The sequence below is a fragment of the Dyella kyungheensis genome, from assembly GCF_016905005.1.
Taxonomy (GTDB): Bacteria; Pseudomonadota; Gammaproteobacteria; order Xanthomonadales; family Rhodanobacteraceae; genus Dyella; species Dyella kyungheensis.
Genome location: NZ_JADIKC010000010.1, coordinates 153,202 through 166,404, shown reverse-complemented (window position 1 = coordinate 166,404; position 13,203 = coordinate 153,202). Strand labels below are relative to the sequence as shown.

Below are 13,203 nucleotides of genomic sequence, written 5' to 3'. Positions count from 1 at the left end.
CTAATGGCAACGCCGCAAACGATATGGACACCGAAGTCCTTAGCAACGGGAGCAAAACCGAAGATTGGCGATCAGTACATCGGAATGGGTCGAAACGTTCTGTGCTTGCGTCGTCCCTTTCTTGAAATATCAGTGCTGCTAGCACAGATGTACGTCCTCGTGCTGATACTTACGATCCCTTTTGGTGTCTGGCTGCTATACATCCTTTTCAGTGTTATCTCATCAAATCCGGATCTTCTGTGGGTGGGACTGCTAATTCCTCTTTCCATTGGCGGTTTCGTTTTATTCGCAGCGATGCATCTGCGGCGCTTGAAAATGTCCCACATTTACTTCAATCGGCACACGCAGCATATATATGGCAAAGAGGGTGATCAATTGTACGAAGGCGACTGGCATGGTGTGCAAGCCAGCCCCTCATCATTCGTGGACGCCACCAATGTCGGTGCCGTCAGACGCTTCCGCTTGGAGATGCTGGTTCCCAGCGTCCGCCCGCTTCCGCCGCACCGCTTCTGGCAGAAGCGCATGCCGGAGGGCATGTTTCTGGTTCGATTGATGAGCAATGACGACGCCGATCCGCGTACCGAATTCGTTGCCGAGGTGTGGGAATACGTACGAACGTTCATGGCTCACGGCCCGGACACGCTGCCCATTCCCGCCGAACCCAACTGGTGGATGCTGCCGCTGCACAGGATCGTGCTGACACCACGCGAGGCATTTCGCCACTACGTGCCCTGGTTTACCGGCGAGCCCGGTGAGCATCAAGGCAAGCGCTGGCTGACGCTGCCGTTTTGGGCAGTGCTGTTTCCGCTGACTTTGTCCATCTCACTGTGCTGGTGGGCGCTGTGCTGTTTGGTGGGTATTCGGCCGCTCTTGCCGCCGCCCGAAGCGATGGAAGGGGAGACTGGTCCGCTGGTCACCATCGAGATGGCGCAGCGGGGTGTCCGACCCTAAAAGAGATGGAAGATAAAGGCACCTTTTCTATGACAGAGATTTAGCTAGCCGGAGCCTAGCTTGCCGCAAGGAAGATGGAGGTTTCTAAGATGACGAACGACGTTGCATACACGAGCAATCGAGGGACAACCAAAGAAGAAACATTTCGAATTTCAGGTGGCGTGATGTCGAACGTCTCATCCGCAGGCACGGTGACATCCATACAAATCAATACCATCCAGAATATTCGTTTGACGCGGGCTGGAAGAGTGTACAAGGCGGAAATTGAAGTCGATGGTGATACATCTTTCGAGTTAGTTTGCGATGCGGACAAGGATGCCCAAGCGCCGGCGTCTTATGCATTCTGGGTGTCCGAGCTTAATGCCCGATTGCCGACCCACTTTCTGTATCGCGGCGGAAGTACCTCGCTTAAGGTGTTCTTCATCACGGCAGGGTTGTTAGCGGTTGCGCTTGCCTTCTGGTTCTACACCGTGATGCATCGTACACACTTGGCCACGGTAGGTATAAGCGCTTTCGCGGCGGTACAGCTCCTTCTGGCTGGCTTAAAGATGCCGGCGACAATCCGCTATAGCTGGCAACAGCGTCCGGTCTATGCTTTGCCATCATTGCAAGACGGATGACTAGCCGTAGGTGATCGCTGTTCTGGTCTATCAGTCGATGAAAGACTTCCGGTTTCTGGAGCGGCGTGCGGTGCGTCTGGTGGTGCCGTGGCCGAATCTGCTCACGCTGTAGCCTTCTTTCCTCAAGAAAATTTTTTCTGCGTCCGCAGTGCCTACCTGCGTTGTATACCGAGTTTCACAGATAAGTTGGTATTCGCAGGCGAAAAGTAATAGATCGACATACGGACTACGCACTTCTTGTCATCGCTTTGGAATCGCTGACGAGAAATGGAATCAAACGAACGGAGTCAAGCTTATGAAGCCAGTTGTGCTAGTCGGACACCGCCACACATGTCCTATTCATGGCGAGGGTACGGTCACCAGCGGTGCACCTCACGCGTTGGTCGGCGGCGAGGCCGTGGCCCGCGTAGGGGATAGCGTCAGCTGCGGTGCGCGAATTACGTCGGGGTCGCCAAGCTGCGAAATCGAAGGCCGCGCCGTGGCGCGTCAAGGCGATGCAACCGATCACGGCGGCGTGCTATCGGAAGGGGACGAAAGTTGGATGGTCGATTAGTCCACTCCATAGTATGCAGATACCAAAAGGCCCGGCGGAAGCCGGGCCTTTCTTATCGTCACGTTATCGCGTCTATCTTGCGGCCGTTGCTCGCTTGGTCGGTGCGGCGGGTGGCTGGCCCGCTGGCGTCGCGCTACCGTCCCGCAGCAATGTGCGTGGCAGCGCGAAGCCGCTGAAGATGCGTTGCGTGAACGGGTTGTTGGCCTTCTCGGAGGTGATGCGGTAGCGCATGGCGGCGCCGTCGTCGGCGGAGAAGCTGAGGTCCACGCTGGTGGGCGATGCACCGGTCAATTGCGCGCGGCTCAACAGGCGGAACATCGACCACGGGCCGCGGAAGATCAGGCTGCTGCCGTTGCCGCTTCCGTTGACGAGGGTGATGCGGCTGTCGGTGCTGTCGCCCAGGCTGTTCGGCCAGATCAGGCCAATGCTGTTGCTGGGACCGTGATCGTAGGGGATCAGCTGGCCTTCGATGCCGAGCACGCTGCTGCGGCGATTGGGCGTCAGGCCAAGCGGGGTGACGTTGAACTGCACACCGAGTGCGCTGCGATTGTTGAAGAAGGCATCGCGGATGCGATTGGCCGCCTCGAGTTGCGATAACGCGTCGGTGCGCACCAGGTAGCCGCCACGGCGCTCGGAATAGAGCGCATCGAGATTGTCCTCGAAGAAGGTCTTCAGGTACTTCTCGCGAAATTGCTGCAGACGGCCCTGGGGACCAAACAGTGCTTCGAAGTCCTCCAGCGATGCATCGGCCTGGCTGGCGGGATTGAACGGGTAGCGGCTGGCCAAATGTTCGCTGTAGAAGCTGTAGACGTCGGAATTCCAGCGACGCTCGAGTTCGCGCAGAGCTTCGACCAGCAGTACCTGCGAGGATTCATCGGCAAGCTTCTTGGTCTGGATGTTCAGGGGTTCCGGCAATCCAGCGGCTACACGTTGCAGGATGCCAATCGGATCCTGTCCCTTGAGCGCGAAGCGATCGAGCACCATGGCCAAGGCTGCCCTGCCACGGTCCGGACTGTCTTGCACGGTCTTCACGGCGTCGCGCACGTTGGCGATGGCGCCCATGGCTTCATCCATGTACGAGGGCTTGTCGCCACGCGCGGCGAGCAGGTCGGTCAGTGGCGCGAAGGATCGCGCGATGTCCGATGCTTGTTGACGGGTGGCCGGATCGATGGTGGGGTCGGTGGCCTTGGCCTTGGTGTCGCCTGTTGGATAGATGACCGTATTGTCGCGAACCACTTCCGCTAGTCGGCGCAGAGGGGCGGCGGAACTCGTGACGTTTTCGAGCACTGCCACCGCCTGCCCGATATCGGCAAAGTCGACGATATCCAACTGGTTGATTCCTTGCCGCCAGCGGGCGATATAGTCAGCGGTGTAGATGGTCCGGATGCACCCGGCCAGTGCCTGTTTGTCGGCTTCGGAATAGTTGATGGTCTCGCGTTGTCCGAGCGTCCATTCATCGATCATCGCCAGATCGGTGAGATCACGGCTATGCGGTTCGAAGTAATCGCGGAAGCCTTTGGCCGTGAGCAGCGCATCAATGCGGGTGCTTTCGTTTGCGGCGTTGCCCGTGCTGCTCGTTCGATAGACGATGTCGAACGCCGGACCGATCTCGTGGCGCAGGTCCAGCGGCGCGTGCAGCGCTTCGCCCGCTTGCTGCTGCATGGTGGCGTAGACACGCTGCGGCATCGGAATCTGGCGTAGCGTCTGCTGGACGCCGGTAATGCGTTCCCGGTACTCAGGTAGATCCGCGTCGGCATACTTCATGGCGTAGTCGAGGTGGCGCATCAAGTCGTCCTGCACCAGGCCGTCACCGGGGAAGGCCCGCTGCCAGTACTTGGCCATCCAGTCTTCAACAATGGGGGGACGTCGATTTTTTCGGTCGTCGATCATGCGGTAGACGCGCAGCGCCGCCAGGTCGTCGTTATTGGCTTTGTCCGAGTCGTTCATGGTGGCGACGACACCGCCGGCCAGTTCAGGAAGAAAGCGACGGGAGAGCAGTTGCAAGTAGGCTTCATCCACTTTTGGGCCGATCTTGCGACCCTGATAAAGCCCCATGTCGGCCAACACCGGCCATGCATTGCGGTAATCGCCGTAGACGGTGACGGCATCGCGAATCTGGTCAAGTGGACCCAGCAGATTGCGGCCCGTCGGATCGGCCGCACTGTCGACACTCTTGCCGCTGAAATCACGACTCTTTGCCAACACATTGCGCGCAAGATCGCGATTGAGCGTGTAGTAGTGCTGCCAACCCGCCACGACGAGCAGGCCGCCCAGTGCGGCTACGCCCAGGTTGATCAGCAGGGCGCGCTTCTTGTCGCCCAATACCTTGATGTTGTCGCCGGCCAAACCCGCTTCCGGGTAAATGACGCGCTGGAATAGCTGCTGGGCGAAGTAGACGGTGCCTCGGTTCTCCGGCTGGGATGCGGATACGGTATCGTCCACTCCGAAGGCTTCGGAAGCAGCGTTGACAAAGGGGTTGTTGAGCAGCCCTTGCTGGTAGACCGAGGAGAAGTAGACGCCTCGCGGCAACGCAGGCGCACCGGAACGATCACTACCGAGCACCTTCGAAAGATAGCGCATCACAATCGGCAACAAGCCTTCGAGCTCGCGCGTCAACGAGAACAACCCCTCTCGCTGATCGAGGCCGGCTTGCTCGCTTAGTGCATCGAAGATCCGTTCGTTGAGACGACCCACCATCTCCGTGTAGTGCCTGGACAATTCTGCCAGCCACGCATCGAAGTTCTTTACCGAATCGAGGGTGAAGGTAAATCCGAAGATGTCCTCGCGGACCGATCGAGGTAAGCGGGAGAAGAAAGCGGCGAAACCGTCGATCTGGTCGAGTTTGCTCAACACAACGTAGATCGGCGGGCGTGTACCAAGGTGGCCGCCGAGTTCGGTCAACCGCGTTCGCAGGAGGATGGCTTGCGCTTCGCGATCACTAGGCTTCTGGTTGAGCAAGGTGACCACATCGATCACCAGGACCAAGCCATTCAACGGCCGGCGACTGCGATTGCGGCCCAGCCAATCGATCAGGTGCTCCCAGAGCCGACGACGCACACCGGACGGAAGCTCGCGCTGGTTCTTCTTTTCTGGCGGGATGGATGGAGCGGTGGCCGCCGTATCGGCATCGGCATCGGCGTCGGCCACCTTGGCAGGAACGTCCGCAGAAGCGTTGTCGGCCTGGCTGATCAGTTCGCCGGGCATGTCGATCAATACGGCCTGATCACCCATCCACCAGTCGATGGTGAAGGCTAGATCGGGATCAGCCTGTGAAGATTGGCTTGCTGCCTTGGTCATGCCGGTGAGATAGAAATTCTGGTTGGACCGATTGATGAAGCTGGTCTTGCCAGCTTTCTCCATGCCCAGGACCAGATACCACGGCAATTTGTACAGCCCCTGGCGGCCCATCAGGCTGGCTTTCAGCACGGAAAGGCTGTGGTCCAGCGACCGCTGTTGCGCGTCGATGTATTTGATGCGCTTGTCGTCGAGTCGGGCCTGCGCCTGCATCTCCTTGGCTTCAAACGCTTTGTTGCGTCGACGTAGTGCGAGCGCCCATACGAGTATGGGAATGAGCAGCAGCAAGACCGTCAGCAGAACACGTGCCGATAGCGAGGCCAACGGCTTCTTCTCGTGCCATGTCCACTGCGGCCCCAGCCACCAGATGGCGATCAACAGAAAGACGATGCCGAGCAGCAGGAGCGCAGGCCTCGCGTTCTTTAATTGGCGCAACAGGATGGGGCCGTAGCGTTTGATGGGGGCCAAATAGTTAGTCATAGGAACGTCCTTGGATGTCCTGCTTCTTTCCTGAATTGATCTTCTTTCTAAGAGCGCGAACTCGCTTCGAAGTAACGAAGCCAGCGTTGCTCAGACGAAAGGTGTTACCAGCTTTCGTAGGGGATGCCGTGTTCTTCGACGTATTTTTTGGCATCTTCTGAGGGCGGGTAGGCGTAACCTTTCCCCCAGCCTTGTCCTGGTCCGAGTGGCTCCACGGTGGCTTGGCCGCGCGTTATTTCGACGGAAGCAAGCCCCTGGCCATCGACCCATAGGATGGCGTGGCCTCCCGGTGCCACGCCCACCGTAATGTCGCTGCGGCAGGCCATTTCGGGTCGGGGCTTGTACCAGACCTTGCCCAATTCCCGCTTCAGCAGCATTTGGCGCATGGATTCGGGTACCGTGAAGCGCCAGTTGTAGGTTTGCGGCTCGACCAGGGACTGCCAGCGCACGTAGATCTCCATCGGCGCGCCCGCATCGAGGAATTGCGGGCCGCCTCCGCCGTAGTGAAGACCGCTCCAGCCCACCGTGTCCGGCAACTCTCCCACCACACCTTGCGGGATGTGCAACCAACTGCCGTGGCTGTCCTTGACATAAAGTGTCTCGATCCAGGCCTCCATATGCCTGGGCGAGACCGTCGTGATGGCCCAGTGTGGACAGGGGCCGGAGATACGATCTGTCCTGCTGTCGCCACAAGCGGATAGACCGAGAAATACGAGCAGCAATGCTGGCAGGCGGGGGATCATGCGTATGCTCCGTCAATGGCCGCTGGGTGGATCGAACACATTGCGCTTGCGGTGCGGGGCTGGCCGCATCACGAAAAACGGTGACGCGAATGCGGTGGGTGCGGGGTCGTCGTCGCCTGGTCTGGATGCGGGTTTCCAGTCGATGGGATTCCAATTGGCCGATTGATGAATGTAGCGCCGGCTCAACAGGCGTTCTTCTTCACCAGTGAGATCGTTCTTGCCGCGGCCGTCTGCCCGAGCGTATGCCAGCAGCTTTCGATAGATGGGCACCAGCTCTTCGGGCAATGCAAACTCAGGATCGTTAGGGATAGGTTTGAACGGAACGCCCGCCTCAACCGCCAACGCGTGCATGATGCGCAAAGTGACGAGCTGATACTCGCCGCGCACCTGCCGCTTCAGTGTTACTGCGGCGGTCACCGTCTGCCACGGTTGCGGCTCGCCTCCCCACACCCCGCGCTTCATCACCGTTCGGGTCCAACAGGCAATACGGAGCTGATTGACCGTGCTCGAGTCGCCTACGGCGCCGTCGTTGTCCAATAGCGTGTATTCCGACCAGCCGTAATCGCTCATCTGGGTGAAGGCGCGGCGCCATGCCTCGCTTTGCGTGGTGCTGGGCGGCGAACGGTCATCGATGCGCCAGCTGCTGGTCTCCGGTTGGCCCAGGACAAGGTGTTCCCAGCCGAGCTCGGCATAGCCGCCACCGAGGTCGGAGTGGACGCCGGGCAGCAGAACAGTGTTGTAGGGTTTGACCGGATTGCTGGCGAAGTTCAGGCGGCATTCGTCGCGCGCAGCCAGATGTATCACGCAGCCTATGTTCTTGCCGGACAGGTCAAGATGTACCGGATCGTTGTGGGCATCGCTGGGCTTGCCGATGGCCGCCACGCAATCGAACAGGCCGATAAAGCAAACCATGAGATCCGAGCTGCTGAATCCGCGTTTCAACGGAAGGCCCGCACCTTCCAACGCCCTGTCCATCGGCCTGACGGTGTTTGGCCGGCCCGCGGTCCATGCAACGCCCAGGCCGGATCCCGCGGCTCCCACGCTCACGCCTTGGGGTACTTCGTCGAATGAGCGCGTGATCAGGTTGTCGCCTTTGCCGTGCAGAATCAGCCATGCCAGGTGACGAGCGACCGCCGCACCTCGACTGAAACCCCAAAGATCGAATTCAATAGCGTCGATGACGATCTCGGGGTTCTCTCTAACAAACCCATGTATCTCTTTTACGACGCTGTTGATGGCTTCTTCGGCGCGTGCAATCACCCCGGTGGCGCCGTAACCCATGCCGCTTGCATAGAGGCTGTCCGGATGTTCTTCGAGTGTGCCAACGCCTTGGACATAGACGCTGCGATAGACATAGTGCCGATCATCGCGCACCGTCTCCGCCTCGCTGAGAGAGCGGGTGAGTTTGTACAGGTTGTACAACCGATGCACATTGGTTTCACCACCGTCATAACTGGCGCCCTCCATGCCGTGATCGCTACGGCAAGACGCTTTCATGGCTTCGATGATGTCCGGATGCAGGGCAGGGTCGAGCTTCAGCGCTTCCGGTGAACACAGCGCCAGCGCTTTAGCGCTATTGCTGAAGTTATTGCCGGTGCCATCGCAGCCAACGCCGATGCGTAGCGTCACGTGAACCCTCTGCACATCCTGGGCAGCTTCCAAGGTTTCCTGCGAAACACTGTCTGCTCCCGTCACCGCCGGCGACGGTGCGGCTGCGCCCGTGTTGCCAGCATGTGAGGGCGGCGCATCAAGGTTCGCCAAGCCGGAGTCATCATCGATCCACAGGTCATCGAACATACCGATCAAGCGGGCGCCGCAGGCCGTGCGCATGCCTTCGACCGCCGGTGCATAGCCAGCGAAGGACTTCCTCGACTCCACAATGGGAAAGATGCCTTTGCATTGGGGGCAATACACGCGATGCCCCAGGCCGGCCACGCGGTGCCCCTTGTGGTTCGCCAGGGCGTAACCTTCCAGCACCAAACCGCCATGATCGGTGGTGCTGCAGCAGGTGATGCCTTTGCGCCGAGGAGTGCTGGAATGGGACATGTCATTTCGTCCGTGAAAAGGATGGCTTGATTTGGGGCGTCCAAGGATTAAAGGGAGGTAGTTACCAGCTGTCGTAGGGGATGCCGTGCGCCTCGACGTATTTCTTAGCCTCGTCAGAGATGCGGACGTAGCGTCCCTCGTGGAGCCCTTGGTCCGGTCCTAAAGGTTCGACTGTGGCGTGACCCCGCATAATTTCGACGGGAGCAAGCCCCTTCCCAGCCACCCACAAAATGGCGTGGCCGCCCGGAGCCACGCCCACCGTGATGTCGCTGCGGCAGGCCATTTCGGGCCGGGGTTTGTACCAGACCTTTCCCATCTCCCGCTTCACCAGCAGTTCGCGCATGGACTCGGGCACCGTGAAGCGCCAGTTGTACGTTTGCGGCTCGACCAATGACTGCCAGCGCACGTAGATTTCCATCGGTGCGCCTGCATCCAGGAATCGCGGCCCGCCGCCGCCGCCCTTGAGGTCGCTCCAGCCGGTCGTCTGTGGCAGTTGTCCAGCCATGCCTTGAGGTATTTGCATCCACCGGTCGTGATCGTCCCTGACGTAGAGCGCTTCTATCCATGTTTCCATGTGGTCGGGCGAATACACCCGTATCGCCCAATGCGGACAGGGACCGGATATGCGCTCTGTCGTGCTGTCACCGCAGGCCGCAAGGCCCAGGACCATGAAAAGCACCAGCGGACATGCTTGCCGGCGACGTCGCCTCTTTGCGCTACCTTCCTCGCCACCGAAGGCGACCTCGGATGTTTCATTCGCGCTCGCGCGGTTCGGGACCTTGAGTTCGATGGAACGATTCGAAAAGAAATTCATCAGCACCACTCCTAACGTGCCTGGCCGATGAGCATCTGCGCCGGCTGCTGCCTCTCGATGTGCTCGTACAGCGCCGGCTCCCACTGCTCGGCCGTAGTGCACTGCATGGCGCGGCTAACGCTGGCATAGAGGTCGTTGGCGAGCCACGTCAGGCCCCGCGAGGCCAGCAGATCGGCGGCGATGACGGTGGCGTAGCTGCGTTGGCGTGCCGAGCTGGCAGCGGTCTGAAGGTCTTGCAGGCGGCGCAGCACCACTTCCACACCTTCGTTGTCCAGCTGGGCCACCAGTTCATCGCGCAGGTTGCCGTACTCCTGCACGTGGCTTGATTGGGTAGTGCCATCGGCGGCGCCGCTCAGCCAACCCATGGTTTCGGCATCCACAAAGGGGCGGCCGTCGGCGAAGCAAAGTTCGGTGAGCATCGGAACGCGACGCACAAACCGTTCGCTGGAAAGGCGGATGGCAGCGGCGACTTCCTTCATTTCCAGTCGCGCTGCGATGCTCGCCGCGAGGTAGCTGCCGCGTATCCAGTAGGGCGACGACGCGACGCTGCGTTCCACGCGCAGCAGCAATACCGGGTTGACGTTGTTGTGGCGCAAGGCGTCCTGGTAACCCTGGGCGATGTCCGAAGGAACACCCATCAGCTCGGTGCGCTGTTCGCGCCGTGCAAGCGGTGCGGCGTTCAGATGCGCCCAGAGCGCGAAGCGGCGCAGTTGGTAGCCCGTTGGGTCGTAGGCATCCTGCTGCGTGATGAATTCCGCCACGGCCAGCAACGAGCGCCGGTTCTCGCGCTCATCGCCCAGTTTGAGGTTGCTGGGCGGCACGAAGAACTCTTCGCTGACGGCTGCGCCGCCGGTCTTTCCGGGTGACGGCGAGGTACTGGAGGATGGCGTCTCCGGACGGCGCGATGCCTCCACCTTGGAGCGCAGCCGCGCCTCTATCCGGCTGAGCGTGGTTGCGTCGAGTTGAGCGGCGGCCGCCGCAAGCTGCAGCTGTTTGAATGCCCGGTGGGCGTCTTGCTGGTAGTCCTCGCCAAAATTGGCGCTGTCGAGGGCTGTCAGCCCCTCGTACAGCCGATCCATCAGAAGAGCGGCCGTTTTCCGCTTGGCGCCGAGGCCTTCCGGGCCAGGTTTGGGATAGCCAGTGAGCCAGTAGTGTTCCAACATGCCAGCCAGCAAATCACCAGCGTCGATCCACGCCCGCCATTGGCGTGTGCGCAGCTGGGCCGCCATCAAATGGCCGGCAATGCGGAAGTGCTTGCACTGGTTGGCGAGATACTGGCGCGAGGCGTCATCGACCCATGCCCAATCCAGGCGCTGCTCATTGAGACCGCCCAGCTTGACCATTTCCTGGTCGATGGCCTGATACGCATCGTCTTCTTCCTCGAAGAGACCTGCGGGTGCCTGCGCGCTGATGGGGGCGAGCAGCGAGGCGATGTCGAGCGGAGCGAATCCCTTCACCAGTGACATGCCTCGCGCTGCTCTGCGATGAGTTCATGCAAGCCGCTGGCGTCGAACAGCAAGCCATCCGTCGGGCTGTAGTTGCTCTCCAGGCGAAGGCGTTCTCCCGAACCCATGCGCTTGAGTAGATCGATAGCCACGAGGCCACGGCCGGCATCGACGATGGTGCCGCCATCCAGGGTTTGCCAGACGCCGGCATCGCCGATGGGTTTGCCATCCATCAGTAAGCGCATGCGCACACGATTGTTGGCAATCGGCTGGCCAACGATGAGCTGGATACGCGAAATGCCGGACAGGCAGCTGATGGCGAGCACCGGGGGCGACGCTGTGTTGCCCAAGGCAGGTGCGGATATCACGATCTGCGTGCCGTACGAACCTTCTTCCTGGGCGCGCGACAGCAGGAAGTGGTGATCACCGGCGCGGCGCGGAGTCTCGTTGCGCTGTACCAGGTCAAGCATCGGCGATCGGATCATCGCATCCGTACTGGAAGCCGATGATGCGGCCGCTGCAGGCAGATGTACCGGTGTCCCCGCAACGGTATCGAAGCAAGCCAGCCGCTCGACGGCGGAGGCAATAGCGGTGCAGTCCGGGGTGCTGGCGGTGTTTCGCTTGTCAGCGTCGCTCTCGCGCGCACTGCAAGCAGCCAGGAGGAAGATAGAGGCCGATAGCCCAAAGAAGCGTGCTTTCATGGGAAGTCCATGTCCCGGTCCAGTTTCCATTTTCTGCACTTGTAGGCCAGCGTTCGCTTGGGAATGCCAAGGCTCTGCGCGGTGCGGCTACGTGACCCGTTGAGTTGTCGAAGGCGCTGGCTGACCATGGTGCGTTCGAAGGTCTCCACGGCATCGGGCAGGCTGTCGAGCGACATCAGTTGCTGCAAGCCGTCGTCGCCTTGATGGGCGCCCGTATCTTCATCGGAGGTCAGCGCTTGCAGGGTTTCCATGGCGATGGTCTTGCCCGTGCGGGTTCGCTCTGCTGCGGCGAGCACGAGGCTGCGCAGTTCGCGCACGTTGCCGGGGAAGGATTGCTGGCCTAGCCAGCTCGCCGCAGCGGCGGAGAATCCCCCGATGTGCAGGCCGTGGTCGCGGTTGTATTGAAGAAGCACATGCGTGGCCAGGGCTGAGATGTCCTCCGGACGCTCACGCAGAGGTGGCAGATGCAGCCATCGTTGGCGAATGCGGAAGTGAAGGTCCTCGCGAAAAAGTCCTTCGCGAATGCGTTGTGGCAGCGGTTGGTGCGTGGCGCAGATCAAACGGAAGTTCGACTCGCGTTCCTTGGTAGCACCCACGGGCCGATACTTCTTTTCATTGAGCACACGCAGCAAGGTGCCCTGCATGGCCATCGGCATGTCGCCGATCTCATCGAGGAACAGCGTGCCGCCATGCGCTTCGGCGACCAGTCCTGCCCGTGCCTGCGTGGCGCCGGTATACGCGCCGCGTGTGCTGCCGAACAACTCGGCTTCGATCAGGTCCTTGGGAATGGCGGCGCAGTTGACTGGCACAAACGGCCCTTCCCGCGGCGATGCCTGGTGAATGAGCCATGCCGCATGGTCTTTGCCGGAGCCGGTTTCTCCCGTGATCAGCACCGAAAGACTGGACTCGCCCAGGCGCAGCATCTCTTCCCGGATATGACGAGCCGCCTCGCTGTTGCCGATGAATTCCGTCGCGAGCCGTTTGGCGAGTGACTTGCTCCGGTCGCGTTCCAAAGTCCGGCGAACGGATGTTTCATAGCGGATGCTTTCTTCCGCATCGGCCATGTCGCCAAGGCGGCTGAACAGGCTTTCATACGCCGCCAGCAGCAGCTGCCACAGCGGGCTCTGCCGCCAGCTGGTCAGGGACGCCGCGGTTCCAAGCAAGGCCGCGACGCCCGATACGGACTTTCCGGCGCTCTTCAACGGCACGACCAGCAGTGCAGGTGCAGCGGACCAGCTTTCTCTCAGCGCGTCAAAGCCTGCGCCAACGTCTACAAGACGAGTCACATCCTCCACGAAGCATGGCTTGGCTGAGCGCGAGGCATAGACCAGGGGGTTTTCCAATTCGTCCAGGTCGAGCAGCGGAAGTGCATCCGTCGATATTTGCGTGCAGGCCACCGGAACCAATCGATCTTCGGCGAGGCTTCGCCGATAGCAGCAGGCGCTTGCCAGCGGATGCGCCGCGACGAGTTCAGCCAGGAAGCAGCGCGAAAGCGCATAAAGGTCGATGGCCTCCGCCATGGCGCGGGCTAGAGTGGCAACGGCAAGAGAATCCAT

At 60.5% G+C, this 13,203-nt stretch carries 10 protein-coding genes; 3 read left to right on the top strand and 7 right to left on the bottom strand.

The genetic code is table 11. The features are described 5' to 3' along the window. The first annotated feature begins 3 nt into the window (after positions 1–3). From ISP20_RS19395 to ISP20_RS21870, 3 genes are all read left to right on the top strand, one after another. A complete protein-coding gene (locus tag ISP20_RS19395) occupies positions 4–951 on the top strand; it encodes a hypothetical protein (protein WP_204637781.1) in 948 nt (315 codons plus the stop codon). Between the two features lie 89 nt (positions 952–1,040). Continuing rightward, on the top strand, positions 1,041–1,571 hold the full coding sequence (locus tag ISP20_RS19390) for a hypothetical protein (RefSeq protein ID WP_204637780.1): 531 nt from the start codon (positions 1,041–1,043) through the stop codon (positions 1,569–1,571). Positions 1,572–1,866: 295 nt separating this feature from the next. Next, positions 1,867–2,124: a PAAR domain-containing protein gene (locus ISP20_RS21870; protein WP_204637779.1), complete on the top strand. Its 258-nt coding sequence runs from the start codon at positions 1,867–1,869 to the stop codon at positions 2,122–2,124. Positions 2,125–2,196: 72 nt separating this feature from the next. On the opposite strand, the gene tssM is transcribed toward ISP20_RS21870, so the two are convergent. The 7 genes from tssM to ISP20_RS19350 all read right to left on the bottom strand — a co-directional run bounded on the left by tssM (position 2,197) and on the right by ISP20_RS19350 (position 13,203). Further along, entirely contained in the window at positions 2,197–5,898 is a 3,702-nt protein-coding gene (gene tssM, locus ISP20_RS19380) for a type VI secretion system membrane subunit TssM (protein WP_204637778.1), read from the bottom strand. Between the two features lie 104 nt (positions 5,899–6,002). Then, the gene (locus ISP20_RS19375) at positions 6,003–6,641 is read right to left on the bottom strand and encodes a DUF2931 family protein (RefSeq protein ID WP_204637777.1); all 639 of its coding nucleotides are present in this window, start codon (positions 6,639–6,641) and stop codon (positions 6,003–6,005) included. Between the two features lie 12 nt (positions 6,642–6,653). Continuing rightward, positions 6,654–8,687, bottom strand: coding sequence for a phospholipase effector Tle1 domain-containing protein (locus ISP20_RS19370; protein ID WP_204637776.1), 2,034 nt, complete (start codon positions 8,685–8,687; stop codon positions 6,654–6,656). A gap of 61 nt (positions 8,688–8,748) precedes the next feature. Further along, positions 8,749–9,501, bottom strand: coding sequence for a DUF2931 family protein (locus ISP20_RS19365; RefSeq protein ID WP_204637775.1), 753 nt, complete (start codon positions 9,499–9,501; stop codon positions 8,749–8,751). Positions 9,502–9,512: 11 nt separating this feature from the next. Next, the gene (gene tssA / locus ISP20_RS19360; RefSeq protein ID WP_204637774.1) at positions 9,513–10,967 is read right to left on the bottom strand and encodes a type VI secretion system protein TssA; all 1,455 of its coding nucleotides are present in this window, start codon (positions 10,965–10,967) and stop codon (positions 9,513–9,515) included. Continuing rightward, positions 10,955–11,647 (bottom strand): type VI secretion system-associated protein VasI, encoded by a 693-nt coding sequence (gene vasI / locus ISP20_RS19355; protein ID WP_204637773.1) that lies wholly within the window; start codon positions 11,645–11,647, stop codon positions 10,955–10,957. The genes tssA and vasI overlap by 13 nt, the downstream gene beginning before the upstream one ends. After that, positions 11,644–13,203: a sigma 54-interacting transcriptional regulator gene (locus ISP20_RS19350; protein WP_204637772.1), complete on the bottom strand. Its 1,560-nt coding sequence runs from the start codon at positions 13,201–13,203 to the stop codon at positions 11,644–11,646. The genes vasI and ISP20_RS19350 overlap by 4 nt, the downstream gene beginning before the upstream one ends.